The organism is Tianweitania sediminis (assembly GCF_017813335.1).
In the GTDB taxonomy this organism is placed as follows: Bacteria; Pseudomonadota; Alphaproteobacteria; order Rhizobiales; family Rhizobiaceae; genus Tianweitania; species Tianweitania sediminis.
In genome coordinates, this window is the sequence record NZ_JAGIYY010000001.1 from 342,044 (window position 1) to 366,773 (window position 24,730).

27 protein-coding genes are annotated in these 24,730 nt (G+C 60.2%); 8 read left to right on the forward strand and 19 right to left on the reverse strand.

What is annotated here, in order from left to right; all coding sequences use genetic code 11:
- Positions 1-62: 62 nt before the first annotated feature.
- The gene (locus tag J5Y06_RS01590; RefSeq protein ID WP_209333359.1) at positions 63-1,310 is read right to left on the reverse strand and encodes an ABC transporter substrate-binding protein; all 1,248 of its coding nucleotides are present in this window, start codon (positions 1,308-1,310) and stop codon (positions 63-65) included.
- Between the two features lie 103 nt (positions 1,311-1,413).
- Between J5Y06_RS01590 and argE the strand changes: the two genes are divergently transcribed.
- Positions 1,414-2,577 carry an acetylornithine deacetylase gene (gene argE / locus J5Y06_RS01595; protein WP_209333360.1) on the forward strand — a complete coding sequence of 388 codons (1,164 nt, stop codon included), beginning with the start codon at positions 1,414-1,416 and terminating at the stop codon, positions 2,575-2,577.
- Between the two features lie 29 nt (positions 2,578-2,606).
- Here argE and J5Y06_RS01600 read toward each other — a convergent pair whose 3' ends face one another.
- From J5Y06_RS01600 to J5Y06_RS01615, 4 genes are all read right to left on the reverse strand, one after another.
- Complete coding sequence (locus J5Y06_RS01600; RefSeq protein WP_245247517.1) at positions 2,607-3,503, reverse strand: amidohydrolase family protein; 897 nt, start codon at positions 3,501-3,503, stop codon at positions 2,607-2,609.
- Between the two features lie 155 nt (positions 3,504-3,658).
- The gene (locus tag J5Y06_RS01605; RefSeq protein ID WP_209333362.1) at positions 3,659-4,612 is read right to left on the reverse strand and encodes a helix-turn-helix domain-containing protein; all 954 of its coding nucleotides are present in this window, start codon (positions 4,610-4,612) and stop codon (positions 3,659-3,661) included.
- An 11-nt stretch (positions 4,613-4,623) separates the two neighbouring features.
- Positions 4,624-5,739: an aminotransferase-like domain-containing protein gene (locus J5Y06_RS01610; protein ID WP_209333363.1), complete on the reverse strand. Its 1,116-nt coding sequence runs from the start codon at positions 5,737-5,739 to the stop codon at positions 4,624-4,626.
- Between the two features lie 148 nt (positions 5,740-5,887).
- Positions 5,888-6,208: a DUF1330 domain-containing protein gene (locus J5Y06_RS01615; protein ID WP_209333364.1), complete on the reverse strand. Its 321-nt coding sequence runs from the start codon at positions 6,206-6,208 to the stop codon at positions 5,888-5,890.
- 131 nt (positions 6,209-6,339) lie between these two features.
- Between J5Y06_RS01615 and J5Y06_RS01620 the strand changes: the two genes are divergently transcribed.
- On the forward strand, positions 6,340-6,777 hold the full coding sequence (locus tag J5Y06_RS01620) for an Lrp/AsnC family transcriptional regulator (protein WP_209333365.1): 438 nt from the start codon (positions 6,340-6,342) through the stop codon (positions 6,775-6,777).
- 206 nt (positions 6,778-6,983) lie between these two features.
- Here J5Y06_RS01620 and J5Y06_RS01625 read toward each other — a convergent pair whose 3' ends face one another.
- The 10 genes from J5Y06_RS01625 to J5Y06_RS01670 all read right to left on the reverse strand — a co-directional run bounded on the left by J5Y06_RS01625 (position 6,984) and on the right by J5Y06_RS01670 (position 15,443).
- Positions 6,984-7,460, reverse strand: coding sequence for a flavin reductase family protein (locus tag J5Y06_RS01625; protein WP_209333366.1), 477 nt, complete (start codon positions 7,458-7,460; stop codon positions 6,984-6,986).
- Between the two features lie 9 nt (positions 7,461-7,469).
- A complete protein-coding gene (locus tag J5Y06_RS01630; protein WP_209333367.1) occupies positions 7,470-8,219 on the reverse strand; it encodes an SDR family NAD(P)-dependent oxidoreductase in 750 nt (249 codons plus the stop codon).
- A 2-nt stretch (positions 8,220-8,221) separates the two neighbouring features.
- Entirely contained in the window at positions 8,222-8,509 is a 288-nt protein-coding gene (locus J5Y06_RS01635) for a YciI family protein (RefSeq protein ID WP_209333368.1), read from the reverse strand.
- Positions 8,506-9,270: an SDR family NAD(P)-dependent oxidoreductase gene (locus J5Y06_RS01640; RefSeq protein ID WP_209333369.1), complete on the reverse strand. Its 765-nt coding sequence runs from the start codon at positions 9,268-9,270 to the stop codon at positions 8,506-8,508. Before J5Y06_RS01640 ends, J5Y06_RS01635 begins: the two co-directional genes overlap by 4 nt.
- A gap of 21 nt (positions 9,271-9,291) precedes the next feature.
- Positions 9,292-10,131, reverse strand: a complete 840-nt coding sequence (locus J5Y06_RS01645) for an alpha/beta fold hydrolase (RefSeq protein ID WP_209333370.1) — start codon at positions 10,129-10,131, stop codon at positions 9,292-9,294.
- An 11-nt stretch (positions 10,132-10,142) separates the two neighbouring features.
- Complete coding sequence (locus J5Y06_RS01650; RefSeq protein ID WP_209333371.1) at positions 10,143-10,928, reverse strand: alpha/beta fold hydrolase; 786 nt, start codon at positions 10,926-10,928, stop codon at positions 10,143-10,145.
- Positions 10,925-12,166 carry an LLM class flavin-dependent oxidoreductase gene (locus J5Y06_RS01655; protein WP_209333372.1) on the reverse strand — a complete coding sequence of 414 codons (1,242 nt, stop codon included), beginning with the start codon at positions 12,164-12,166 and terminating at the stop codon, positions 10,925-10,927. Before J5Y06_RS01655 ends, J5Y06_RS01650 begins: the two co-directional genes overlap by 4 nt.
- A gap of 192 nt (positions 12,167-12,358) precedes the next feature.
- On the reverse strand, positions 12,359-13,666 hold the full coding sequence (locus J5Y06_RS01660) for a TRAP transporter large permease (protein ID WP_209333373.1): 1,308 nt from the start codon (positions 13,664-13,666) through the stop codon (positions 12,359-12,361).
- Entirely contained in the window at positions 13,659-14,210 is a 552-nt protein-coding gene (locus J5Y06_RS01665) for a TRAP transporter small permease (RefSeq protein ID WP_209333374.1), read from the reverse strand. Before J5Y06_RS01665 ends, J5Y06_RS01660 begins: the two co-directional genes overlap by 8 nt.
- Positions 14,211-14,294: 84 nt before the next feature.
- Positions 14,295-15,443, reverse strand: coding sequence for a type 2 periplasmic-binding domain-containing protein (locus tag J5Y06_RS01670; RefSeq protein ID WP_209333375.1), 1,149 nt, complete (start codon positions 15,441-15,443; stop codon positions 14,295-14,297).
- A gap of 326 nt (positions 15,444-15,769) precedes the next feature.
- Between J5Y06_RS01670 and J5Y06_RS01675 the strand changes: the two genes are divergently transcribed.
- Both J5Y06_RS01675 and J5Y06_RS01680 read left to right on the forward strand, forming a co-directional pair.
- Positions 15,770-16,978, forward strand: a complete 1,209-nt coding sequence (locus J5Y06_RS01675) for an alpha-hydroxy acid oxidase (RefSeq protein WP_209333376.1) — start codon at positions 15,770-15,772, stop codon at positions 16,976-16,978.
- A complete protein-coding gene (locus tag J5Y06_RS01680) occupies positions 16,920-17,705 on the forward strand; it encodes a 2-keto-4-pentenoate hydratase (protein ID WP_209333377.1) in 786 nt (261 codons plus the stop codon). The genes J5Y06_RS01675 and J5Y06_RS01680 overlap by 59 nt, the downstream gene beginning before the upstream one ends.
- A gap of 10 nt (positions 17,706-17,715) precedes the next feature.
- Here J5Y06_RS01680 and J5Y06_RS01685 read toward each other — a convergent pair whose 3' ends face one another.
- The gene (locus tag J5Y06_RS01685; RefSeq protein WP_280818989.1) at positions 17,716-18,483 is read right to left on the reverse strand and encodes an IclR family transcriptional regulator; all 768 of its coding nucleotides are present in this window, start codon (positions 18,481-18,483) and stop codon (positions 17,716-17,718) included.
- A 315-nt stretch (positions 18,484-18,798) separates the two neighbouring features.
- Here J5Y06_RS01685 and hutC point away from each other — a divergent pair, with 315 nt between their 5' ends.
- The 3 genes from hutC (at position 18,799) to J5Y06_RS01700 (ending at position 21,478) form a co-directional block, all read left to right on the forward strand.
- On the forward strand, positions 18,799-19,560 hold the full coding sequence (hutC, locus tag J5Y06_RS01690; protein ID WP_209333379.1) for a histidine utilization transcriptional repressor HutC: 762 nt from the start codon (positions 18,799-18,801) through the stop codon (positions 19,558-19,560).
- Between the two features lie 73 nt (positions 19,561-19,633).
- Positions 19,634-20,638: an ornithine cyclodeaminase family protein gene (locus J5Y06_RS01695; protein WP_209333380.1), complete on the forward strand. Its 1,005-nt coding sequence runs from the start codon at positions 19,634-19,636 to the stop codon at positions 20,636-20,638.
- Between the two features lie 30 nt (positions 20,639-20,668).
- Complete coding sequence (locus J5Y06_RS01700; protein ID WP_209333381.1) at positions 20,669-21,478, forward strand: phosphate/phosphite/phosphonate ABC transporter substrate-binding protein; 810 nt, start codon at positions 20,669-20,671, stop codon at positions 21,476-21,478.
- Between the two features lie 7 nt (positions 21,479-21,485).
- Here J5Y06_RS01700 and J5Y06_RS01705 read toward each other — a convergent pair whose 3' ends face one another.
- From J5Y06_RS01705 to J5Y06_RS01715, 3 genes are read right to left on the reverse strand one after another with little or no spacing between them, the layout of a single operon-like run.
- The gene (locus J5Y06_RS01705) at positions 21,486-22,973 is read right to left on the reverse strand and encodes a tripartite tricarboxylate transporter permease (protein WP_245247518.1); all 1,488 of its coding nucleotides are present in this window, start codon (positions 22,971-22,973) and stop codon (positions 21,486-21,488) included.
- On the reverse strand, positions 22,973-23,410 hold the full coding sequence (locus J5Y06_RS01710) for a tripartite tricarboxylate transporter TctB family protein (RefSeq protein ID WP_209333382.1): 438 nt from the start codon (positions 23,408-23,410) through the stop codon (positions 22,973-22,975). Before J5Y06_RS01710 ends, J5Y06_RS01705 begins: the two co-directional genes overlap by 1 nt.
- 16 nt (positions 23,411-23,426) lie before the next feature.
- Positions 23,427-24,374 (reverse strand): tripartite tricarboxylate transporter substrate binding protein, encoded by a 948-nt coding sequence (locus J5Y06_RS01715; protein WP_209333383.1) that lies wholly within the window; start codon positions 24,372-24,374, stop codon positions 23,427-23,429.
- A gap of 210 nt (positions 24,375-24,584) precedes the next feature.
- On the opposite strand from J5Y06_RS01715, the gene J5Y06_RS01720 reads away from it, so the two are divergent.
- Positions 24,585-24,722, forward strand: a complete 138-nt coding sequence (locus tag J5Y06_RS01720) for a hypothetical protein (protein WP_209333384.1) — start codon at positions 24,585-24,587, stop codon at positions 24,720-24,722.
- Positions 24,723-24,730: the final 8 nt, after the last annotated feature.

The following is a 24,730-nucleotide window of genomic DNA, read 5'->3' on the forward strand; positions in this document are numbered from 1 at the left end:
TCGAGCGTCTTCGCTACGCAATCACAATCCGGCGGGCGTCACAAACGCCCGCCGGAAAGCTCTTACTGCTTGATCCAGGGCGGCAGCTTGAACTCGCCGGTAGCGTATTTGGCAGGCGAGATCAGCGTGCGCTGACCATCCCAAATCTGCCAGAAGGTGACCGGGATATGATCGTCGTCCTGCACCGCAAGATGGGTAGCGGGATCAAAGGCGACAGGACCGGGCGCAGCATCGAACGTAACCTCACCGATCGCTTGCCCGATCGCATCGTGGTCGGTGGGGTCACCGACTTTCTCCAGCGCCTGGAAATAGATCATCGCTTCTTCGTAAAGCGCGGAACCATAAACGCCGGGCTTCACGCCGAACTTGTCGGTCAGCTTCTTGTTGACCTCCTGCCCTCGTGGCCAGTTCGGAGAGTCGATGGCGCCGCCGATCAGGTTGTAGAGCACCCCGTTTGACTGCTCCTTTGTCAGATCGACGAACTCGGGCACCGAAGGTGCATACTGGAGGAAAACGAGACTCTGCGTCGGCTGGTCGAGGAACTGCTTCAAGAACAGCGCTGAGTTGGCTGGCTGATAGTCTGTGTTGACAACCAGGGCGGGTGGATCCTGCTGCACCTTGGCGAGGCTCGCGCGCCAATCGTTGACGGGACCGAACGGCACCATCTCGTCAACGGTGACAGTCCATCCTGCCGCGGTGAAGGACGTCTTCATGCCTTCGGAAATCGCCTTGGAATAGGGATTGTCCGAGGAAATCATTGCGATCTTCTTGTTGGCCGCCTTGAACGTGCCATCGGCAATCAGCTTTTCGACAAGCGGCAGAACATCCGTCTCATAGCCCTTGTAAGATGGCGAAAGCGACCAGCAGCAGCCATAGTTGTCTGGATCCTTCGCAACGATCTCCGCGAATGGACCCGCAGGACCGGACGACAGGTAAGGCAGATTGGCGTCGGCGAAGAGATCTACTTCGAAAAGCGACAGGCTGGCATAGCCGGTCAGCACGACTTCGATGCCGTCCGTATTGATCAAGCGTTGCGCGGCATTGCTGACGTTGTCGGGCGATCCGTCCTTGACGTCGGCTGTAACGATTTCAAAGGTATGGCCTGCGACGCCGCCCTTGGCATTCTGTTCCTCCACCGCGAGTTCGACTCCACGGATAAAGTCTGCACCGTCGGAAGCCGATGGTCCGGTCAGTGGCGCCAGAACACCGATCTTGACGACGTCGGCGGCTGCCGCATTCAACCCTGCGAATGATGCCGCCACACTGACCGCTCCCGCTGCCAGGTAGGTCCTTAGATTGCGCGTCTGCATGATGTGTCAGTTCCCCTCATTGTTGATGATGTTGTTTGGCAGGATTGCAAAAGAACGAAGCCTCCGCTCGGCTAGACTGACGCTTCGCAAACGAGGACCCGCTATGACCAAGACCCCCTCTGAGATCGAGCTGCTTGATCGGCTTGTTGGCTTCAACACAGTTAGCAGCCGCTCCAACCTCGATTTGATCGACTTCGTGCGGTTCTATCTCGAAGGTCTGGGTGTTTCGAGCACGATCCTTCCAGATGCGAGCGGCAAGAAAGCAAATCTTCTGGCCAGCATCGGACCGGTCGATGTGCCCGGCTATGTGCTCAGCGGTCACACCGACGTTGTGCCCGTGGAAGGTCAGGAATGGTCTCGCGATCCCTTTATGATGTGGCGCGAAAACGATCGACTTTATGGTCGCGGGACCACCGACATGAAGGGTTTCGTCGCCTGCATGCTGGCGCGGGTCCCCGCAATGCTGGCGGAGCCGCTCGCAGCGCCATTCCATCTGGCGCTTTCCTACGATGAGGAGGTCGGCTGCCTCGGCGCCTATGGTCTTGTCGATCACATGGTCGAGACGCTGCCTGAGCAGCTCGCCGTGTTTGTCGGCGAACCCACCGAGATGGGTGTCGTTGGCGGTCATAAGGGTAGCACAGGGCTTTTGACGACCATTGCTGGCAAGGCGTGCCATTCCTCGCGTCCTGATCTTGGCGTGAACGCCATTTTCCACGCAATGGACTTGATCGGGGAACTTCGCCACTACGCCCAGGAGCTTCGTGCGACGCCGGACGCGGGTTCGCCTTTCGAACTGCCCTACACAACGGTAGGCGTCGGCGTGATCCAAGGTGGCACGGCGCGTAACGCCATCCCCGGCGATGTGCGATTCCAGTGGGACATTCGTGCCACGAAGGCTGGTATCGTTGAGACCCTCGTCGATCGCTTCCGGGCTTATAGCGATGCCAAGGTGTTGCCTGTCATGAAGGCGGGCTTCGAGGGCTCGTCCATCAGCACTGAGTTCGCCTATGACGTACCGCCGCTCGTGCCGAGCGAAGGCTCGCTTGCGGAGACACTGGCGAAGCGCTTTGCCGGCACCAACCATGTGGGCACCGTGAACTACGGGTCGGAAGCCGGCATCTTTCAGCGTGCCGGAATGCCAACCATCGTTTGTGGTCCGGGCCGCGACAGCGAAGCGCACATCACTGATGAGTGGATCGCGGTTGAGCAGATGCAGCGCTGCACAGCTTTTCTGGATGGCCTGATCGGCCATGCCCGCAGGTCCTGAAAAAACTATGACAGCGCCTGAGTTCATTTCTAGAGCCGATAAAAGCGCTTGGCGTTGTCATGAAACAGCGCCGCCTGCTCCTCCAGATCGAAGCTCGCTGCGATCGCCTTGAAGGTGTCGTAGATCTGATCGTAGCTCATCTGGATTCTCGAAACCGGATAATCGGTTCCGAACATTGATCGCTCGGTGCCGAAGCAGTCGATGCAGTGCAGAGCCACGTCCCGCACGCTCTCCAACGTCCAGTCGTGATCGTAGGCGCCAGGATTCGAGATCTTGATTGCGATGTTCGGGCAAGTCGCGATCAACTTCAGTCCGTCACGCCAGCGCTGCATGCCTTCGGCATCGCGATCGATGGGGCTGCCACAGTGATTGATGATGATCTGCAGGCCGGGCAGATCGCTGGCAATCTCCCGAACAATTTCGGCCTGGTAGGGATACATCATCAGTTCAAGGTTCAGCCCGTGCGACTGCAGAGCTGCTACGTCGCGCCGCCAAGCAGCGTTACGGCCAAGCTCCGGATCTGTCACGAAGCACTTCTTGGGATCCGGATGCCAGCTGAGGATGCCGCGAATGCCTGTGACGCGATCGAAGGAGGCCTGTTCGGCGATGACGCTCAGGGCGTTTTCCTGGCCGAGGGAAGCACCCCCGACATAACGGACGGCAACGCCGTTCGACTTATCGAGAGTTTCGAGCCAACGGGTTTCGCCGACCGGATCACCCGCCCAGAGCGCCTCGATGTGTACGGTCGCCACCACATTGTGCTTGCTGGCGTCGCGCGAATAATCGGCCGGCAGATAATCATGTGCGATCTGCTCAAGTCCGGGAAGCGCTTGGACCGTAGGGTCGGACGGCAGCAGCCACGGGTGCTTGCCCATCGAAAGATCCCACAGGTGATGATGCGGATCGATAACGGGTCCCGAATACATGTGCCTCACCCCTCAGTTCGGCTTCATTTGCTGGTTGGTCCAGGTGTTCGCGATCTTCGCCGCAACTGCCTCTAACCGGCCCAAACTTGTATCTGCTTGGCCTCTTCAGGCTTCGTATTGTGAAAATCGGCCATCAACGAGGTTGTTTGATCAGATCACACTTGCGCACGCCTCCACCGCAGTGGCGTGAAACCAGTCAGCTTGCGAAACGACGTCGTGAAGTGGCTTTGATCAGCGAAGCCACAGCACAAGGCGATTTCGGCCAGTGAGAGGTCCCTCTCGCCCAACAAAGCCTTGGCGCGGTCCACACGCTTGGCGACGATCCAGTCATGTGGCGTTTGCCCCTTCGATTGCCGGAAGATCCGGGCGAAGTGCCGTTGGCTCCAGCCCGTGACGCCTGCCAGGTCAAGAACCGGAAGATTACCGTGAAGATGTGCGTCTACATAGGCTTCGAGCGTAAGCCAGTCCCGCGCTGAGAACGCGCTGACCGTCCCCGTGGGCTGAACGGGCGCTGCCCGCTCGAGAAGATGAAAAATCAGCGCCTGGATCAGATCGTCAGAGGTAGACCGCCGCTGCGACTTACCCGGACTGCTGATCTCCCAAAGCCGATGCAGTATCCCAGCGACATACGGGTCCTCGCCAGAAGCGCCTGCCAAAGGTGCGAAGCTTGAAGCCAAGTCCGAGGGGCAATCCGGCCCTACAAGTTTCTGAACCAGAGGTACGGGTATCGCCAGGATTATCAGCCGACGATCACCCCCTGCCCGCCAGCGGCTGCCTGTTCCGGGCGGCACCACGATGAGGTCCCCCGTCCGGGATGATCCGGTTTGCCAGCCGAGCCCCATGTTCCATTCGTAGCTACAGGCAGAGCGCAAGGGTGTGGAAACCACCAGTTCATCGATCGGCGGATCGGCAAGTTCGTGGCGTTCCTGTTCAACCAGGATGAGGCTGGACTGCAGGGTGCCCCTGACGGAACGATGCTGCTGCGGAAACAAACCGTATGCGGATTGCTGGTAGAAGTCCGCGTAGGTGCGGTAGGTCTCTTCGCAGTTCTTTCGCACGGCGTTCGAGAACAGCGCCGTCTGTGAAGCATGGATGTGGGTGGGCCGCATCGTCTAACCAGTCACTTTGAGCTGAGCCTTGCAACGGCCTTTGCAAGACGCTTGATACCCTCGACGATCCGCTCCGGCGAATTGAAGGTGAAATTGATGCGCATAGCGCCATGGTTCCGGCCAGTGACGTCAAAAACGCTGCTGGGCGTGATGCACACGCCTTCTTCCAGTCCCACTCGCATCAAAGCGTCCGTATCGAGGTCCGGGTCGCGCGCAACAGCCCAGACGAACATGCCGCCCTGCGGCTTTTGCCAGGTGAAGGACGCCGCAAGATGGTCACTTAGCGCCTGGCACAGGGCGTCCCGGCGCTCGCGGTACAACGCAAGGATGCGGGGCTGCATCCGCTCCGCCAGGCCCGCCTCCATCGCCATCAAAGCTATTCTTTGCGTCAGGCCGCTGGTGCACATATCGGAACCCTGCTTGGCCATGACCATGGCAGCGATCATTTCCGGCGCGGCGATCACCCATCCAATCCGCAAACCTGGGGCAACTTCTTTCGACAACGTCCCGGTATAGATCACCGGGCCCCGATAGGGGTTGTTCCCGACAGGGCCTTGCCGTTCGCCTGACAGCGACAACAAGCGCGGCAAAGGTTCGCCCTCATAGTAAAGTCCGCCGTATGGATCGTCCTCCACCAACCATGTGCCCGTGAGATGCGCCGCCTCCACCATTGTCCGTCTCTGGTCGACATCCACCAGGCGGCCGCTCGGATTGGAAAAGTTGGGCACGGTGTAAACGAACTGCGCGCCGGAGAAGACTTGGTTGTAATCCTCTGAACCATCTGGCGTGAAGGGCCGGTACTGCGGTCGGTAAGGCTTCCAAGCGTCGATTGCGCCCAGGTAGGTCGGAGAATGTGCGGTGATCCGGCCGCTGGGCTCCAGCAGCACCTTTCCTACAAGGTCGAGGGCCTGCATCCCTGCCGTGGTGACCAATACGTTCTCACGCGTCAGTTGCACATGCGCGTCGCTGAAGCGCGCGGCCAAGCGATCTCGCAGTGCCGGCAGTCCGTCGATACGACTATAACCAAGCACTTCAGGACCATGATCGCGTACCGCACGAGCCGCAATGTCGGCCAGCTCTTCAGCCGGATAGGTGGCAGGATCCGGCAACCCGCCGGCCAGGTTCACGATATCCGGTCGCCCCGCAACCGATAAAAACGTTTTGGTGACTTCGTTAGTCGTCGAAAGCCACCCTGCGAACGGGGGCCGTGGGGCGGAGGCAGCTTGGTCCTCCGAGGCAAAAGCGGAGCTGCTGATCACGGCTGACCTCACCTTGTCAGACGAGTGGATCGGGTGCTGCGGAATGCGGACGCCCTTCCTGGAGGATCATGCGGCCGTCCGAAGCTGCTGCGCGCCTGAACTCCGAAACGCGCTGATATTCAGGATCGTTGTACCAGGCTTCAGCTGACGCGCGGTCAGGGAACTCAAGTATCACCATGCGCTGTTCAAACGGATCACCCTCAGACGTGGTTACCGGCTCGCCGCGAGTGAGAAACTTGCCACCATGTCGTGCAAGCGTGCTTGGCGTCACATCGGTATACTTCTTGTAGGTCTCGGGATCGTGCACCGTCATGGTGCAGATCATGTAGGCCGCCATCGCTGTCCTCCTCGAAGTGCCTTCCCAGATTACCGCCTTGTTTGGAGCAAATCCCGCTAAACATGCGCGCCAAAATTGCGGTTCGTGGCATTTTCCTCTATGCTTGAGCCGACGGAGAGAGGATGCCGCCAATGGATGCGTTGGATGCGATTGATCATCGGATTCTGCGTGAGTTGCGCGCTGATGGACGCATCTCGACCGTTGATCTTGCAAGCCGCGTAGGCCTTTCCCCAACACCTTGCGCACGACGCGTAAAGCGCTTGGAGGATGCCGGCGTGATCCAAGGCTACACCGCCAAGATCAATCCCGCGGCACTGGGCCTTGCAATCTGTGTAATGGTTTCTGTCCGGCTCGGTAAACAAGGTCCCGAGGGCGCAGGGGAGTTTCTCCGGGAGGTCAGCAAGCACCCGGAAATCACGGAATGCCTGCTGGTGACCGGAAACATCGACTATCTATTGCGGGTCTGGGTGAAGGACATCCCGGCCCTCCGCGACTTCATCAGCAATGTGCTGCAGTCAATCCCCTCCGTCGCCGAGACGTCCACCATGGTGGTGCTGAATCTGAGTTAGTACGGCCGCTTTTTACTAGCTGACGATCCGGAGATCTAGTTCAGGGTCTGCGACAGGATGTGTAAGCTGCCGTTTGCACCTGCTAAGTGCTACCAATCGATGATGCCGTCATTGCCGGGCGGCAGCGGCCATCAGGCGGTCTGGCCTCTGAAGGGGCGGCACTCCCGATCTGCGTGATGGCTACAATCAGTTGAAAGCAACGGAACTCATAGGGTTCCCAGGCTGCCCCGGTGGAAAATCAGCGGAGCCTCTTCGCGCAGGATCTGCACACCGAGTACAGATCCGAGCACAAAGTCGTGGTCGCCCGCTTCGAAGACACGATGAAGATCGCAATCGATGGCAGCCAGTGCGCCATCCAACACAAAGCCGCCTGTCGGCGCTTCCGTCCAGTTGATCCCGTCCAGCCGCCCTGGTCCGCGCTTCGACACTTGCTGGCATAGCGCAGCCTGATCAGCAGCCAGAACGTTCACGCAAAACCGGCTGGCCTCGCGGATGGTCGGCCAAGTGGTGGAACTGCGCGCCGGCAGGAAGCCAACCAGCGGCGGATCAAGCGAGACGGAGGTGAAACTCCCCACGACCATCGCGACTGGCGATCCGTCGAGATCACGCGCAGCGACAACGCACACGCCGGTCGGGTAGTGCCCCAGAACGTTGCGAAACTGGCTCTGATTGATCACGCCCATTTCGTCTCCTCATCTTGCCGTGTAGCCGCCATCAACCAAATGGTGGCTTCCGGTCACAAAGCTTGCCTCGTCGGACAAAAGCCAAAGAACGAGGGCTGCAACTTCATCAGCCCGCCCCAGGCGAGACAACAAATGTCGTGCACCGATGTCCTGTCGGCGGGCTTCGTCGAGCCGCCCAGCCTGCAAAGGCGTGTCGATATAGCCGGGACCAACCGTGTTGACCCGAATTCCCTGCGGCGCACCGTCGATGGCGGCCGCACAAGCGAGGCCAAGAAGTGCATGTTTGGAAGCGGTGTAGTGCGCGAAGCCACCAACACCAACGCTCCCCATAACGGAAGACACAAGAACTGCCGCGCCGCCCCCGTTCGCGGCCATTCCCTTGAAGGCGGCATTCAAGGCGTAGAACACGCCGTCCAGACTGACCGCCATGACGCGGCGCCAGTCTTCCACGGGCATGGACCCGACCGGATGCTTGGAGCCGGTGATCCCGGCAGATGCAACAAGCAAACCCGGCGCTCCGAACACGCGCTCGGCCTTGTTGAATGCGGCTTCTACCGCCGCTGGATCGCTCACATCCAAGGTTAGTGCAAGCGCCCGCTCCGTTCCGAGTTCGGCGGCGAGGGCCGAAGCGCGGGGAGCATCGGCGTCGGCGATCACCACGAGCGCGTCCTCGCCCGCCAGGCGACGCACGCAGGCTTCGCCAATGCCGGAAGCTCCACCCGTGATCAACGCGACCTTCTGCGCAAAACGCCCCGCCATGCTCAGCCCTGCAGGTCGCCCATGGTAGGGTTGTAGCCGATGCAGTCATATCGCGCGAAGCCACCGGAGGTGAACGGATCACCTTCTAGGAACCTGTGTGCGCTCGCGGCGTCCGCGGCTCGCAGCACAATCACGCCTCCGGTGGCGGGGTCTCGCCGGCCCGCGGAAATCACGTCGGCGGACGAAACGGCCGCGCGCAACCAACTGCGGTGCGCATCCAACGCATCGGCAGTGATCTCCTTTAGGTACTCACTTGGACAAACAAAAATCATCGGCAGCTCCTTCTTCAAATCGCCACGCGACCGCCGTCGCAGGCAATAATCTGGCCGGTGACGAATGCGGAATGATCGGACGCCAAGAAAAGGGCCAGTCCTGCGATGTCTTCCGGCGTGCCAAGGCGGCCGAGCGGTGTTGCTTCGAGGCGCTGCACCACGCCCGCATTGCCAAGCGCGGGCGCCAGCATCGGCGTGTCAATGGCGCCCGGTGCGATCGCGTTGACGCGGATGTTGTGCTCGCCCAAGGAGGCCGCCAGTGCCCGCGTCAGCGCCACGAGCCCGCCCTTGGAGGCGGTGTAGGCGTCGATGTTCTTCTGCCCCACGATGCCTGCGATAGATGCGTTGAAGATTATGGACCCACGCTTGGCATCCACCATCTCCCGGCCGAGAAAGCGCGTCATGAGAAAGGCGCCCGTCAGATTGATGCGTATGATATCGTTCCACGCCTCAAGCGTAGTTTCGAAGATGGACACCATCGGATATCGCGCCGTTTCCGAGTAGCCGATACCCGCGTTGTTGAAGAGGATGTCCGGCACGCCGTGCTCGGCCAGGATGCGGCTGCAAGCCGCTTCCACCTGGCTGGCGTCGCCGAGATCACACACGATGAAGGTTGCCGAGCCGAGGTGCGACAGCTCCGCCGCGGCGGCCTCGCCCTTTTCCGCGTTCCAGTCCACGATCACCACCCGCGCACCTTCCCGCAGGAAAAGACGCGCGGAGGCAAGACCCTGTCCGCTCGCACCACCGGTTATCACAGCAAGCTTGTTTGTGAGCTGCATGCTTTTTCCTCCCGCGCCGATCTACGGCCGCTCAGGCGGCATTACGGTGTGACGCGCGATCCATGGCAAAATCGTCCGCAGCACCTCATGCGGATAGTCGAGCACCATGGAGTGGCCGCCCCTTCCCAGTACCACCAGATCGCTGGCTGGGATCAGGCTTGCTATCTCGGCCGACTGAGCCACCGGTGTGAGGATGTCTTCTGCGCCAACTAGCACTAAAGTCGGCACCGAAACCTTAGGCAGTCCGGCCCGGGAGTCATAAACCCGGATGCCTTCCCCTTGCGCTTCATAACCCGCATAGCTTGTTGGCCAAGGGTTTCGCACCATTGCGTCCACCAGCGCGGCTGTGCGGTCGTGATCGGATAAAATCAGCGGCGACAGGGCCCATGGAAGTGTCATTGTCATCAGTGCTTCCGCCGGTGCGCCGCTGCGCCGCAGCGCCAGTTGCGCGTCAAGCCACCGCTTCTGCACCGTGGTGTAGGCAGGCAGCGTGTTGAGGAGCACTGCGCAGCCGACACTGTGTTCATAGCGGATAAGCAGCGATTGCAGAACTGAGCCGCCGAGCGACCATCCCACCACGGCAGGCGCTACCAGGCCCAGATGCGCGATCAGCCCGGCCACATCGTCGGCCATAGCATCCATCGTGTAGGGCCCTGGCGGCACGCTGCTGCGGCCCGTGCCTCGGTTGTCGAAAACGACGGTGCGGTGATGCTTGCGAAATTCGCCTATGACCCCCGCCCAGGCCAGCATGTTCTGACCCAGGCCGGAGATCAGCAAGAGCGGCGGCCCTTCGCCTCCAATCTCAAATTGAAGTTCGATGCCGTTCACCTTGGCGCGGTCGGAGATGGTGTCAGGGGTCATGGCAGGTTTCCTCAGTCGAGGAACTCCCGCAGCGCTTCAAGGAATGCGTCTTCCGTCTCCACCATGGGCAGGTGCCCGGCTCCCCGGAGGATCTTTACCTCAGCGCCCGGGATCGCCGCACCCCATGCTTCAGCATAGACTGGCGGAACAAGTCCGTCGTCGGATCCATGCAGAACAAGTGTCGGAACGCGCAGATGTTTCAGCCGACGGGCCAATCCGCGATCCGGGATTGGCCACATGAATTTGGACGCGGAGCCCAGGTTCTGGCTGCGGTAAAAGATGTAGTGCTTGGCATCACCCTCGAAGCTGTTGGTTTCTCTCGGCGCCCGGGCTGGATCGGCCCATTTCGCTTCGTCGAAGGCCTTTTGCGGGATCGCGAAAGGATCGGGCATGGGATGGTCGTCGAGCCATAAACCGTAGGCATCCACCAGCACCAACCGCCGCACCAGATCCGGGCAGGCGACCGCGACTTCGGCGGCAAACATCCCGCCCAGTGAGTGGCCAACCAGATCAACCGCTCCATGCTCTGCCACGATCGGGGTCAGCCAGGTGCGATAGTGTAGGATGAGATCCAGGATGTCGGTCAGATCCGTGAAACCGCCGGACTGACCGAAGCCCGGATGCTCTGGCGCCAGAACCGTGCGTCCCTGCGCCAATCGCTTCAGAAAGGATGCGGCTCCCGGATGCTGCTCGAAGCCGTGGAAGAAAACCAGCGGCGAGCCTGAACCGCCCATGAAGACGCGGTAAGAGGCATCGCCCAGATCTTCCATGCGGGAATGGATGGTCGCGTCCATCATGCCGCCTCCTGAACGGGCGCTGCATTGCGCACCGCTTCTGGCGTCCATCGGTCTTCGTAGTTGTTCCAAAGGTTACGAAGAAAGGGCTGCACCTTGGTGGCCAGAAGATGGGTGTTCATCGAGGCTGTCTCTTCATCGAGATTGCCCATATGAAGACAGCCAATGAGTTGACCAACGCGAAGTTGCTTGACCATTTCTTCCAGCCTTTGGCGGACGCGCTCTGGGGAGCCGGCGATAATAAAGCCGTGCTTGTCGTAGTCCCAAAAATCCATCTCACCGCGATTAGCGCGGGCCTTTTCTTCCGGTGGCAATTTCTCGTTGGTTTGCGCGGCAAAGCGGCCCATGGCTTCAACCGACTTCTGCGTGCGGTAGCCTGGTCCGGTTTCGAACCCCGGATGCACGTACCGGTTGCGATAGAAATACTTCACGGCTTCCGAATACTTCGCCTCGGCTTCCGCATCGGTCTCGGCGCAGCAAATTAGCTGCGTGAAGGCCAGTTGGAAAGGATTGGTGTCATAGCCCGACTTGGCGGCGTGTTCCCACCACGCATCCACCAGCGGCTTTGCGGAATGGAGCCCGGAGAAGGAAAGCTGGCCGTAGCAGTAATCGTTCTTGAGCGCCAAATCCCAGGTTTCGACGCTGCCTTGCCCCGGCACCCAAACCGGAGGGCGCTTCTGCACCGGCCGCGGCCAAAGATTTACATATCGCAGCTTGGTGTACTTGCCGTTGAAGGCAAATGGTTCGTCGGCGGCCCACGCCCTTTGAATAAGGTCGCGCGCTTCATGAAAGCGCTCCCGCAGCTCAACGGGCGACACCCCATAGCAGTACAACGTGTCCATCGGAGTGCCGAATACGAAGCCCGAAATCAGACGGCCGTTCGACAGGCAGTCAATCCAAGCCATCTCCTCCGCAACCCGGATGGGCGGATTATAGAGGGCGAGGGAGTCGCCGATGATCAGGATGGCTGCCCGACTGGTTGTGTTCGCCAGAGCTGAAGCGAGCAAGTTGGGCGAAGGGGTCAGCGCGAACGGCGTTTGATGGTGCTCGTTCATCGCAAGGCCATCGAAGCCCTGCCGGTCTGCCTGCTGCATCAGGCGAATGAACATACGGGTCATGTCGCCGACGACCGCAGGGTCGCACCGGCTGATCGGCGTGGTGACCCAGCTCGACTCCCCGGTTTGGCGGAAGTTCGTGGGCAGGTCCGGGTAACTCGCTTCTGCGAACCAATGAAGTTTCATGATCGACTCCTCCGTTCTGCGACCAGGTGAGGCGGTTCTCCCGTTCCGCGGCATGGCCGGCGCCACTTTGTGGCGAGCTGGCTGCGATGGTCTCTCCGATCAGGTCCTAAGTCAAGCCACATATTCCATAATGTGTAGAGTTATCGGGCTTGGCACCTTTCTCGCGCTAGTTACTTCCACATTATGGAATATTTAACCGGTAAGGCTCGGTAGAAACAAGATGATCAGCGGAAAGGTCACCAGAAGGCAGAGGATCAACAGGTCCACGGCGATGAACCAGGTGACACCTCGGAAGACGGTTCCGAGGGAGATACTCTTGTCGACCACGCTTTTGATGACGAAGACATTCATGCCGATTGGCGGCGTCAACATGCCGATTTCGAGGATCTTGGTGAGGAACACGCCGAACCAGATCGCGTCGTAGCCGGACTCTCCCACAATCGGCAAAACCACCGGCAGGGTCAGCATCATCGCCCCGATCGGCTCCAGAAACATGCCGAGTATGAGGTAGATCATAGTGATGCCGAGGATGATCAGGATCGGATCGGCGCCGAGGCTGAGGATGAGCTGTGTCAGGGCTTCGCCTGAGCCAGAAAGGGCAAGAAACCGGGTCAACATGCTTGCGCCGATCGCGATGATCATCAGCGAGGCAGTCGTGACGAGCGTATCGGTAGTCGCCGCGCGGATTGCGCTGAAGGTGAGCCGCCCCGTCACCATAGCGACCAGGGTCGATAGAAGCGCACCCATCGCGCCCGCTTCCGTCGGCGTGAAGAAGCCGCTGAACAGGCCGCCAAACACGCCAGCCATGATCACGAGCACAGGTGCGGTTTGGCCGAGAGCGCTAAGACGTTCCGCAAAGGTGAAGCGCTCAGCCACCGGGGGTGCCAGCTTTGGATTGAGCGTGGCGCGCACCATGATGAGCGCTGAATAGGCAAACAGGGTCAGCACCCCAACAACTAGTCCGCCCATGAAGAGCTTTCCGACGGGCGCTTGAGCAATCACCGAGTAGAGGATCATGATCAAGGAAGGCGGAATGAGCGCTCCGATCGTGCCACCTGCCGCAACCGAACCAGTGGCTAGCGCCGCATCGTAGTTGTACCGAGTCATCTCCGGCACGGCGATCTTGCCCATGGCGGCCGAACAGGCCACCGACGAACCCGTTACAGCGGCAAACCCCCCGCAACCGAATACCGAAGCCACTGCGAGGCCGCCTGGAAGTCCAGAAAGCCAGACACGCGCAGCGGTAAAGAGACCTTCCGTCAGCCGGGCGTGATAACAAATGAAGCCCATGAACAGAAAAGCTGGAATTGAGCTCAGGACCCAGTTGGCCGAGAAGTGAAAGGGAATGATGCCCAACGATCCCCAAGCGATGCGCCAACCGAGCAGGGCCCAAATTCCACAATAAGACACAGCTATGAGCGCAAGTCCGATCGGCACGCGCAACAAGATCAGCGACAGGAGGCCGGCGACGAAGTAGATGCCGATCTCGACTTCAGACATTTTCGATGTCCTCTCGCACGGTCACTGAAGCGGCCTCGAGCTTTTCTTCGAAGGGTTTTCCGGTCAGCAGGCAAAGGAGCTTGTAGACACTGGCAAGTGTGGCGACGCCGAAACCGATTGGCAGCATGAAATAGCTTGGCCACACGGGGAGCTGATCACCGCCGGCGATGATCAAAGCGGAACCGCGCCTGAAGTTTGACATGGCTTCGATCCAGCTGCGCCAGCACATTAACGCCAGCACAATGATCGCCAGCACGGTCGCTAAAACGATCAGCACGTGAACCACGCGCTTCGGCAACAGTTCGGTCACGACCTCAACCGAGATATGCGCGTCGCGACGCTCCACCATGGCAAGCGCAAGGAAGGTGATCCCGATCATGTAGAAGTAGGACACCAGCTCGATGGTACCCTTGATGGGCGCGTTGAATAGTCCGCGCATCACCACGTCTGCTGAAACATGCAGGATGAGAAGCATCACCAGAATGGATGCGACGAAGCTGAGTGCGCTGGAGGTGCCGCGCATCACACTGGAGAGGAACTTCATGGTTTTCTCCGAGATCGGGCTTGAATGAGGCCCGAAGGGCACGCAAGTCGAAACGCCCCGGCCATAATAGCCGGGGCGGATGCCTCACATACCGTGCTGCGCGACATCGACCTTCTGGAAGATCCGATCCCAGAACAGCGTGCGCAGGTCTTCACGCGAGTCCACGCCATCAACAAGGCCAAGCCACTCATCGTAGAGCGCGGTGAATTCCTTGGCGATTTCATCGGCTTCCTGGACACCGAAGTCGGTGCGATAAGTTTCGATCGTGCGTGGAAGGTCTTCTTCCGTGAAGGTGCGCATCTTTGCGAGCACCTCGGGGTCACCCTTGATCAACTGGATGTTGCGGTCGGCGGCCACCTTTTCATTGGTGACCGCGTCAGCGTAATAGCCCCAGGTGATATCCGCCGAGATCTGGCTTGCACCCCACAGCGCTGCTGCGCGCTGCTTTTCGTCCAAAGCCTGCCAGCTGTCGCGGTTGTAGTTGTTGATCGCAACATTGGACGATAACCCGCCCGGTACGTCGACAGTCACCGCCTTGGCTACGTCTGCAAGGCTCATATTGGTGAGCTCTGGCAGAGAAAGCTGGGTGCAGTCCGCAACGCCCTGGCTCAAAGCTTCATAGGACTCATTTGGCGGAAAGGACACAGGTGCGGCCCCCAAATAGGTAAACATGCGTCCGACCACCGGATGACTGACCCGGATCTTCATGCCCTGTAGGTCGGCCATGGTTTTGATTGGCTTGTTGCAGATCGCCATATTGATGGAGCTTGTCGCGCCGCCCATGTAAACTTGGTTCTGGCCAGCGAAGTCCTCCAGGCAGCCCGGGCAATGCAGCATCGTGTATTCAGTCACGGCGCCTGCATAGGCAACGCTTTCCTTGCCCTTCGTTTCCCGCAGATTCACCATAAGCTGCATGTCCTGCATCAGCATGTAGCGGGGGTAGTCGCGCGGTGACAGTGAGGCCACAACATAGGCGATGTCCGCGAGACCGTCGCGCAGGCCGGGACCGGCCTCTGCGAGGCTGAGAAGCGAAAGCGCGAAATTGCGGATGGTGAGTTCGCCTTCAGAGCGTTCTTTGATCGCAGCCGCGTAGTCGTCGGCTGCGCGCCCGACCGTTGAAGCGGCCGGGTATCCGAACGCGTAGTTCAGTTCGGTTGCACTGGCGGTTCCCGCGGTGAGTGTCGCGGCAAGCAGGCTCGCGATGAGTGGCGAGACCTTCATTTTGATTCCCATGGTTTCCTCCCTGAATTGGTTTATCGGATCGGGTTGCAGACGGTCCTCCTCGACCAGTCCACCAGCCCCGCTCGCACGAGGCAAGCTCCTGCCTAAACTCCACATAGTGACACATCAAGATTGCAACTTGTTGTGCCTCGACTGTCAAGCGGGATTTTCAATCTCCAGCTGTCCTTACTGATTGTCACAGCGGAACTTTGCTGTTGCCGGCCTCTGAACGGTGTTTATTGGATCGGATCCGCCTAGCAAAGGTGGGATCGCTTTTTGAACTTTGTTGTCGCATAGTGGAAATTCTCCTCTTGGAGGGCGTTCCGTGGAGGACAGGGATGCTGTTGAATTTTCACGATTATCGCGCCCAAGCGAGGAAGCGCCTCCCGCGCTTCCTTTTCGATTACATCGATCGTGGTGCGGAGGACGAAACAGCCCCGCGCCAACACCGGGCGGATCTCGATGCCTTGCGATTTCGGCCCGACATGCTGACTGGTCACGCCACGCGCGACCTTTCGGTCGTGGTTTTCAACAAGCAACTTCCCTTTCCCTTGATCGTGGCTCCGACGGCTCTGGCCGGCCTTGTGCTGCACAATGGCGAAATCGCCTTGGCGCGTGGCGCGGAAACCTTGTCGTTGCCTTACTGCGTGTCCACTCAAGCCATCACCTCGATTGAGGCGATCCGCGCGGGGGCGCCCGAAGCAGACCTTTGGTTCCAGCTGTATGTTTGGAAGAACCGGGAACAGATGCGAAGCCTGCTGCAGCGCGTCGCCGGTTGCGGCATCGACACGCTCGTGGTGACGGCGGACACGCCGGTCCTGCCGAACCGAGAATATAACCTGCGCAATGGTCTCACCACGCCGCTCCAGCCAAGCTTCCGCGTCGCGCTTGATCTGGCGCTTCACCCTCGCTGGTCGTTGCAAGTCCTTACGACTTATCTTCGACAGGGTGGCCTGCCTCAGCTCGGAAATTATCCGCCGGCATTTCGCACAAGGGTGGGGCGCGCAGCCATGGCCGCGGATTTCACGATCGACCACTGCTTGAGCTGGCGGGACATTGCCGAATTGCGTCGTGCCTGGTCTGGACGCCTGCTTGTGAAGGGGATTCTGACCGTCAACAACGCTGAGCAAGCCTTCCGTGAAGGAGCGGATGGAATTGTCGTATCGACGCACGGGGCGCGCAACTTGGACAGCGTGGTGTCGACCGCCCGCGCCTTGCCGCCCATCGCGGACGCTGTGGGGGACAAGCTGACGCTTCTTGCCGACAGTTGCATCCAGCGCGGCAGTGATGTCATCAAGTACTTGGCTTTGGGTGCGCGTGCCGTGATGCTTGGCCGTGCGCCTCTTTGGGGCTTGACCGCAGGCGGACAAAAGGGTGCGGAGGCAATGCTGACGCTGCTGGGACGCGAAATCGACCTCACGCTGGCGTTGCTTGGCCGCGAAGCACTGAGTGACTTGGAAGGCTGCATCGACAAGGAGGATGGCGGTGATGCAAACCCACGATCAAACTGCAGCTTGGCTGCTCGATCAGCACTCGAACAAGTCTGATTTCATTCCCTTTGCGCAATCGCACGGCATCATGGATGTCGACAGCGCGTATGCGGTGCAGGATGCTTATGTCCGTAAGATGCAGCAATCAGGGCTCGGAGCAATCCGCGGCTGGAAGATTGGGCTGACGTCGAAGCGCATGCAGGCGATGTGCGGGATCGACCAACCGGTAGCTGGTGCAATCCTGGCAAGCCGCGTTTACCCATCGAACTCGCAGGTCTCCCACGCGCGGTTCGGCCGTCTCGGGCTCGAGTTCGAAATATGCACGCGGCTTGGCGCTGATTTGCCGCCTCGCAACGGTCCCTGGAGTTTCGCTGAGGTTCAGGCCGCTGTGGATGGGGTGGCTGCGGCGGTGGAATTGATTGACGATCGCAAGGCAGACTACACCCTGCTGGAGGTCCAGGCGCTGATTGCCGACAACTCTTGGAACGCAGGCGTCATTCTCGGGAACTGGACCTCGCCTCCAGCCGATCTAAACGCGCTCGAGGGCGTCGTCACGCTAAACGGCGCCGAGCTTGACCGTGGCTTCGGCCGGGACGTCCTCGACGGTCCGCTGCACGTGCTTCACTGGCTCGCCAATCACCTTCGAGCCCGCAAGAAGGGCCTTTTCGCAGGTGAGATCGTGATGACGGGCAGCCTCATTACGACCTCCTTTCCGGAGGCGGGGAGCCACTATTGCTTTGAGCTCGGCGACTTGAGCCGCGTGGAGCTTCAGGTAGGCGTTTGAGGAGCGTTTCTCAGCGCAGATCGAGCGCCGCTCCAATCCGATCGGCGGTCATGCGCAGAATGCTCACGGTTTGGCTGAGCTTTTCGTTGCGCAGTCGTTCCCGCGTTGACACGAGAGCCAAGTAGAGGCTGGGACTGGCCTTGTGGGTGGCGACCACCACCGCGATACCCCGCAGCCCTTGCAAAGGCTTGTCGACGATATCGGCATAGCCATGGGCGCGAGCGAACGCCACGCGTGCCAGGATCTCCTCGCGGCTGATTGGCCAAAGCGCATATTGTGGTGCCGAAAGGATTTCGTCGATCTCGGCATCGCTTAAGGCGGCAAGGAGTGCGACGCCACCCGTCCCCACCCCGAGCGGCAGGCGTTCGCCTGCATCCACGATGCGGGAGAGGATCTTTTCCTCACCTTCCGCATGGCTGAGTGCGACGGCCTCCCACCGGGCACGCATGCCCAAGATCGCAGTCATGCCAGTGTCCGCGGAAAGCGCCCGCACATGGGGCAAGCAAAGCTCAACGACTTCGCCATGGAAGTTCGAGGCGAGCCCCAGTTCGTAAGCCAGCGGCCCTAGTCGGTACAGCCGCCCCTGGGCATCCTGAACAACGAACCCTTCGTAGATGAGCGCCATCAGAATGCGACGCGTCGTTGGCTCCGCGAGCCCCGTTGAAAGAGCAATGTCGCGCAAGCGTCGTCCGCCGGGCATGCCGCGCGGGATTGCCCGCAGCACATCGGCGGCTCGGGATATAAGTTGCGTACCCTGAGGAGGGTCTTGTCGGGTCATCGAGGCTAATACCAAGGCTCTTCTAGAACGTGGAAGCCATAGGTCTTCTTGAGCTGAAATGCCAAGGGATTGGAAGGGCTTTGCTTCGCTTGATGAAGGTCGACGGCTTTTCTTCAGCTCTCTTTCTCGCAACGTCGAGGTATCCCGCCGAAGTGAATAGGCCGGCCTGTGTTGTCAGGACAGTTATCTTTAAGCGAGAATGGTCCTCCTCAAGCACAGCCGCACATGTCAGAGCCCGACATCGGGTTGGTTCAAAATCTAGCTCTCCCGGACAGCGACTAATTGCGCTACCAGATCGACCCTCAGGGGGTGCCGATGAGATCAAGACCTTCATGGACCGCAGAATGCGACGATCTTGCGCGTTTCGCTCCGGCACCCCTGTATGAGCGGATCAAGCGCTTGATCTCTGAACGGATCACGCTGGGTCACTGGCAGCCTGAGGAACGCATTCCGTCTGAAAACGAACTCGTGCGAGATTTGCTCGTTTCGCGCATGACTGTCCATCGGGCTCTGCAGGAACTGACCCGTGAAGGGTTGTTGATGCGCATTCAAGGCGTTGGGACCTTCGTGGCGCCGGCCAAGCCTGAATATTCTATCTTTGAGATCCGCAACATTGCGGAAGAGATTGCCGAGCGGCGGCACGAACACAGCTGTGAAGTCCGGATGGCCCGCGAAGAACTCGCTACACCTAGGACTGCAGAAGCGTTGACGGTTCCACCCGGTGCCCCCGTCTTTCACACGATCTGCGTCCACTACGACAACGGCATCGCGGTTCAGATGGAGGACCGATACGTTAACCCGCAGGCTGCGCCTGATTACCTTGCCCAGGATTTCACCAAGATCACGCCCACGCTTTTCCTGACCCGCGTCATCACGGCGACAGACGTCAAGCACGTGATTGAGGCCATATCGGCCGACGAGGAAACGGCCCGGTGCCTGGACATCGGACGTGACGAACCATGCCTGCGCATGATCCGTACAACGTGGGCTAACAAACTCCCCGTAACCCACGTCGTCCTAACGCATCCGGGCCGTCGATACCGACTGAGCGGTGTCTTTTCGCCGGCCAAAGCATGAACCCGAGGCTTGCGGGGACTTGTATAGACAACTAGGGTCAAACTTTTCTATCCAGCTGGCCGCCGGAGACGACATGGACGCGATCAACTTCACCTTCCTCAATCGTTCCACCGTCGAACAGGCGGCCTTGAGCGACGATGAGATTCTTGCGGCCGTGGAAGCCGGCCTGAAGGCGCAGGGCGAGGGAGAAACGGTCATTGAGCCGCGGATGCACCTCGTCCCCGAAGACTCTGCCAAGGGCCACTTCAACGTCCTGCGCGGCTATGTGAAGCCGCTCGGCTATGCCGGCGTGAAGATCGTCGGGGACTTCGTGGACAACTACAAGCGCGGCCTGCCTTCCGAACTTGCGGTGCTCAATCTGTTTGATCCCGAAACTGGCGTTCTGCGCGCCATGCTTGACGCGACCTCCATCACGGACATGCGGACCGGCGCGATGACGGCCCTCGGCGCGCGCTATCTTGCCCGCAAGAACAGCAAGGTGCTTGGCCATATCGGTGCGCGCGGCACGGCGTACTGGAACGTGCGCCTTCTCAACCACCTCTACGACTTCGACGAGATCCGTGTTCATTCGCGGCGCCCGGAAAGCCGCGAAGCCTTTGCCCGCAAGCTCGAAGCCGATCTTGGCAAGCGCATCGTCGTGACCGACGATTGGGAAAGCTGCGTGCGGGACGCCGATATCGTGGTGGAAGCGTCGCGCCTGCCGGAACCGACGCCACTGCTCAAGACCGAATGGATCAAGCCCGCCGCTTTTGTCGTGCATTACGGGACGATGAGTGCCGTGGAACTGTCGCTCACCGACATCATGGACAAGATGGTGGTGGATGACTGGGGCCAGTGCCGCAAGGGCCTGCCTTACGGCGCCCTGCGCCCGCATGTGGAATCCGACCGGCTCACGGAAGACAACCTCCATGCCGAACTCGGCCAGATCGTTGCCGGCAAGAGGCCGGGCCGTGAAAACGACGAAGAAACCATCCTGTTCTGGCATCGCGGCCTGAGCCTCAGCGACATCGCGCTCGGCGATGCCCTGCTGAAGAAAGCGGCGCGCATGGGCCTCGGTCAGGAAATCAACTTCGCCTGAGGCGGCAGGGGCAAAGCGGTGTGACGCGTGATGGACGTTCCGCAGCATCTGGTCGCGAACGCCCGCATGTATGCGGTTTCCCCGGCTGTTGAGGCCGCTTGGGAACACTTGTTTTCCTGGGTTTCCATGCGATCGGGCATTCCGCTCCAGCCGCTCCGCCATCCTGCTCCGGCTCCACTCGAAGAGCTTTGGGCCCGCCCGGATCTGGGCGCCGTTTTCATGTGCGGTCTCCCGTTCGCCCGGTCGACTCCTGCGCCGACGCTGGTTGTTGCGCCGGTGCCGCGCCGCTGGAACCAACCAGTCTACGCAACCGATCTCGTGGTCCGCAGCGGCAGCCGCTTCCGTAAGTTGGAAGACACGTTCGGCGGCCGCATCGGCTGGACCGTGGAACACTCGCAGTCCGGCTACAATGCCCTGCGCCATCATCTTGCGCCACACGCCCGTGGCGGTGCGCTTTACCGCGAAAGTGTCGGACCTCTGCTGACACCGCGGAACGCAATCGCGGCCGTACTGGAAGGCCGCGTGGACGTCGCCCCTCTGGACGGCTATTTTCATGATCTGGCGCGGCAAAACGAACCCGGGCTTGTCCGTGATCTGCGGGTCATCGACACAACCGATCCCACACCGATCCCGCCGCTGGTGACAAGAACCGCGCTCGATCAGGGCAATCTTGAGGCACTGCGGCAGGCGTTTCTCGCCGCAAGTGGGGCGCCTGAACTCTCACCCTTTCTGCAGATCCTAACCCTGCAAGGCTTTGCCAGGGTATCGCCGCAAGCTTATCGTCTTCTGCTCGACCGGGAGGCAGAAGCAACGCTGCTCGACTATCCAGCGATCACCTGATCAAACGTCAGGTCGCTGGACGCGACCGGCTGCGGGACCGCCAATACGTCACACCGATAACGAGCAGCGTGATGCAAAGGATCGCCAGGCTGATCGGTCGCGTGACGAACACCGACCAGTCCATCTGGTGCACGGTCAGCGCATCGCGGAGGTTTCGCTCCACGATAGGTCCTAGAACAAGGCCGAGCACCACCGGTGCCATCGGCATGCCCAAGCGCATCAACACAAAGCCGCCGAAGCCGAGTACCAAGATCATCAACACGTCGAAGCTCATGTTGTTGACCGAGAACGCGCCGGCCGCACAAAACACCACGATCAACGGCACCAGAATGCGCTGGGGGATTCGCAGCAATAGCGGCAACCAGCGACGTGTTCCAAGTCCCACAACCAGGATCGCCAGGTTGGCAAGCGCAAGGAGGATCAGGATCTGCATGAAGAGCTGGCCATGCGTGGCAATAAACAGCGGTCCCACTTCGATTCCCTGGATCAAAAAGGCGCCGATCAGGATTGCAGTCACTGTATCGCCGGGGATGCCGAGCGTCAGAAGCGGTACCAGTGCGGCACCTGTCACGGCATTGTTGGCGACTTCGGAAGCAAGCACGCCGCTTTCCGATCCGTCCTTGCTGCCGACCTTCGGGTCGCCACGCGCTGCTTCGCCATACGCAATCCAGGACGCTATGGTCGGGCCGGTTCCAGGCAAAAGTCCGATGCCGATGCCGATGGCGCCGCTCTTCAACACCAGCCACCAGCGGCGCAGTACGAGGCCGAACACAGCCAACGGCGCGGCCTGCTCCTGGCGTGGCAGCTCCTGTCCGTGTTGACCAGCCATAGCCTGGGCAAACACTTCGGTGATCGCGAAGAAAGCGATCAGCGCGGGCAACAGCGCGATTCCGGTTAGCAGGCTGAAATTGCCGAAGGTGAGCCGCTCCATGCCGCCAACCGGATCGATGCCGACGAGACCGAGCACCATGCCGAGCACCGCGCCAAGCAGACCGCTGACAAGCGAGCCGCGAGAGATTGCGGCAATGCAGGTCAGGCCAAACATGCCGAAAACGGCATATTCTACGGAGGTGAAGCGCAACGCAAAGGAGGAAAGTGTTGGCGCAGCGAAGGCTAACACCAAGATAGAAAGGAAGCCGCCCATCGCTGAGCCGATCACCGCCAGACAAAGAGCAAGATCGGCCTTTCCTCGCCGCGCCAGCGCGTGACCGTCTAAGGAGGTCGCCGCATTTCCGGGCGCGCCTGGCATGTTGATCAGAATGGCGGGTATGGAGCCTGCGAAATAGCCGGAACAATATAGCCCAAGCAGCAGCGCCATGGAGGAAGCAAAATCGAAGCCGAACGTCAGGGGCGTGGCAATTGCAATGCCGGCGGTGGCCGTCAACCCCGGCGCAGCGCCGAATACCATTCCCAGCGCGGTGCCGACGATCAGCCACAGCCAAACGGACGGACTGGCAAGGATCAGCGCTGCCTGGGCGAACTGAGACAGATCCATCAGATCCAAACCGGCAGGAGAATGGTGAAGCCGAAGCGAAAAACGATCCACATGCCGAGTGCGCCGAGGACAGGCACGAGAACAAGCTCCAGCGGCTTGCGCGCGCCCATCAGCATGATGCCGGCGAGGAGGAACAGTGCGGTGCCTAGCCGGAAATCGGTATGGGGAAAGGTGATCAGGTAAAGTGCAGTGGCAAGAACGAAGCCGGCGAAGCGGGCGGTCGCAAGCGGTGCCAGGGAGTTTTTCAGGGTATTGGAACGCGGCCGGGCAAGCAGAAGAAGGCCCAAGATCGCCATCACCCCCGCAAGAACACGGGGAAAGAATTGGGCCGACAGCGTGGTTACAAACCCGCTGGTTGGGATGAAATAAGATGCCCAGAGAAGAGCGAGCCCGGCGATAACAGCCAGTGCTCCGAGCAGCGTGTCGCTCCGCACCATCTTGGAGACTGGCCGCTTACTTGACGAGGCCGAGTTCGGTCAGGATGCGGCGGTTCTGTTCCACGCTTTCATCGATGCGTGTTTGGAAGGCATCCGCGGCCATGTAGTTTGGCTCGAAGTTCAGCTTCTCGTAGAGTTCCGTAGCCTTATCGCTCTGCGCGACCTTTTCTACCGTCGCGCGTAACGCCTCCGTCGGGCCCTCGGGCGTTTGCTGGGGAACCACGAGTCCGAACCAGACACTTGCGTTGAAGTCGAAACCAGCTTCTTTGAAGGTCGGCGCATCCGAAAGAAACGGCAGCCGCTCCGGGGTTGCGACTGCCAGCACACGCAATTGGCCTCCGTCTGCAAGCCCGATGTAATTGCTTGCGCCAACGAATGCGAAATCAACCTCCCCCGTCAGCGCTTTGGTGATCGCGCCCCGACCACCTTGCCCGCCAACATGGTTGAGCGTCAGACCGTTCTTGGATGCGAAGTCGGCCATACTAACATGCTGGGTGCTGCCGGGTGCCGGTGTCGAATAGCTCAGCGTCCCGGCCTTTGCTGCTTCGACCAACTCGCCAAGCGTCTGATAGGGGCTTGATGCCGCGACTGCCAAGCCGATCGGCTGATCGACGAGGTTGGCAATCGGCTTGAAGTCGCTGGTCTGATAGCCCGACGTTGACAGGATCGGACGCGCGGTCAGCGCGCCAGTGGACGCCATCAACAGCGTCTGCCCATCAGCGGGACTGCGCAACGCTTCTGCAGTGCCGGCTGCACCGCCGCCGCCTGGAATGTTTTGAACGATCACCGGCGAGCCAAACTCATTGGCCATGACATCAGCCAAGAGACGTGCAGTTCCATCAATCGCGTCGCCAGCTTCGAACGGCACAATTATGCGAACTGGACCAGACGGATATTCTTGGGCGTGAACAGAGCCGGAAGCTGCGAGCAGACCAGCAGCGACAAGGGTTTTCCAGAAGCGCATGCCAATCTCCGCTTTCGTGAGGTGATGGAGTAACTTGTATAGACATCTACCTGCGCTTCAAGCGTGTTTCTCAACGAGCCGGCCTCTTCAGCAACCAGCTGTGCTCCCCGCACGATCGTGTATCGTTCCAGTTTCCGTGGTTTGCCCCAAAGGCTGTCCAGGCCGAACAAGAACTAGCAGGCCGGTGCAAAAGCGTCTGCATGGGTTTCCATGGGGCCGATCCTCGAAGTCTATTATCGAGAACATGCGGATGACCATTATCTTGGAGCAGAAGAGCACATGAACGTCATTGGCGCTCTGGCTGGGCAGGACGGCCCAGCCGCCGCGAAGCCTTCGCAGGTGACCTGATGGGCGGC

Bases quoted from the DNA above. Each gene is read 5' to 3' on its own strand.
- J5Y06_RS01590 (WP_209333359.1), bottom strand. From the start codon at position 1,310: ATGCAGACGCGCAATCTAAGGACCTACCTGGCAGCGGGAGCGGTCAGT.
- argE (WP_209333360.1), top strand. From the start codon at position 1,414: ATGACCAAGACCCCCTCTGAGATCGAGCTGCTTGATCGGCTTGTTGGC.
- J5Y06_RS01600 (WP_245247517.1), bottom strand. From the start codon at position 3,503: ATGTATTCGGGACCCGTTATCGATCCGCATCATCACCTGTGGGATCTT.
- J5Y06_RS01605 (WP_209333362.1), bottom strand. From the start codon at position 4,612: ATGCGGCCCACCCACATCCATGCTTCACAGACGGCGCTGTTCTCGAAC.
- J5Y06_RS01615 (WP_209333364.1), bottom strand. From the start codon at position 6,208: ATGGCGGCCTACATGATCTGCACCATGACGGTGCACGATCCCGAGACC.
- J5Y06_RS01620 (WP_209333365.1), top strand. From the start codon at position 6,340: ATGGATGCGTTGGATGCGATTGATCATCGGATTCTGCGTGAGTTGCGC.
- J5Y06_RS01625 (WP_209333366.1), bottom strand. From the start codon at position 7,460: ATGGGCGTGATCAATCAGAGCCAGTTTCGCAACGTTCTGGGGCACTAC.
- J5Y06_RS01630 (WP_209333367.1), bottom strand. From the start codon at position 8,219: ATGGCGGGGCGTTTTGCGCAGAAGGTCGCGTTGATCACGGGTGGAGCT.
- J5Y06_RS01640 (WP_209333369.1), bottom strand. From the start codon at position 9,270: ATGCAGCTCACAAACAAGCTTGCTGTGATAACCGGTGGTGCGAGCGGA.
- J5Y06_RS01645 (WP_209333370.1), bottom strand. From the start codon at position 10,131: ATGACCCCTGACACCATCTCCGACCGCGCCAAGGTGAACGGCATCGAA.
- J5Y06_RS01650 (WP_209333371.1), bottom strand. From the start codon at position 10,928: ATGATGGACGCGACCATCCATTCCCGCATGGAAGATCTGGGCGATGCC.
- J5Y06_RS01655 (WP_209333372.1), bottom strand. From the start codon at position 12,166: ATGAAACTTCATTGGTTCGCAGAAGCGAGTTACCCGGACCTGCCCACG.
- J5Y06_RS01660 (WP_209333373.1), bottom strand. From the start codon at position 13,666: ATGTCTGAAGTCGAGATCGGCATCTACTTCGTCGCCGGCCTCCTGTCG.
- J5Y06_RS01665 (WP_209333374.1), bottom strand. From the start codon at position 14,210: ATGAAGTTCCTCTCCAGTGTGATGCGCGGCACCTCCAGCGCACTCAGC.
- J5Y06_RS01670 (WP_209333375.1), bottom strand. From the start codon at position 15,443: ATGGGAATCAAAATGAAGGTCTCGCCACTCATCGCGAGCCTGCTTGCC.
- J5Y06_RS01675 (WP_209333376.1), top strand. From the start codon at position 15,770: ATGCTGTTGAATTTTCACGATTATCGCGCCCAAGCGAGGAAGCGCCTC.
- J5Y06_RS01680 (WP_209333377.1), top strand. From the start codon at position 16,920: ATGCAAACCCACGATCAAACTGCAGCTTGGCTGCTCGATCAGCACTCG.
- J5Y06_RS01685 (WP_280818989.1), bottom strand. From the start codon at position 18,483: ATGACCCGACAAGACCCTCCTCAGGGTACGCAACTTATATCCCGAGCC.
- hutC (WP_209333379.1), top strand. From the start codon at position 18,799: ATGAGATCAAGACCTTCATGGACCGCAGAATGCGACGATCTTGCGCGT.
- J5Y06_RS01695 (WP_209333380.1), top strand. From the start codon at position 19,634: ATGGACGCGATCAACTTCACCTTCCTCAATCGTTCCACCGTCGAACAG.
- J5Y06_RS01700 (WP_209333381.1), top strand. From the start codon at position 20,669: ATGGACGTTCCGCAGCATCTGGTCGCGAACGCCCGCATGTATGCGGTT.
- J5Y06_RS01705 (WP_245247518.1), bottom strand. From the start codon at position 22,973: ATGGATCTGTCTCAGTTCGCCCAGGCAGCGCTGATCCTTGCCAGTCCG.
- J5Y06_RS01710 (WP_209333382.1), bottom strand. From the start codon at position 23,410: ATGGTGCGGAGCGACACGCTGCTCGGAGCACTGGCTGTTATCGCCGGG.
- J5Y06_RS01715 (WP_209333383.1), bottom strand. From the start codon at position 24,374: ATGCGCTTCTGGAAAACCCTTGTCGCTGCTGGTCTGCTCGCAGCTTCC.
- J5Y06_RS01720 (WP_209333384.1), top strand. From the start codon at position 24,585: ATGGGGCCGATCCTCGAAGTCTATTATCGAGAACATGCGGATGACCAT.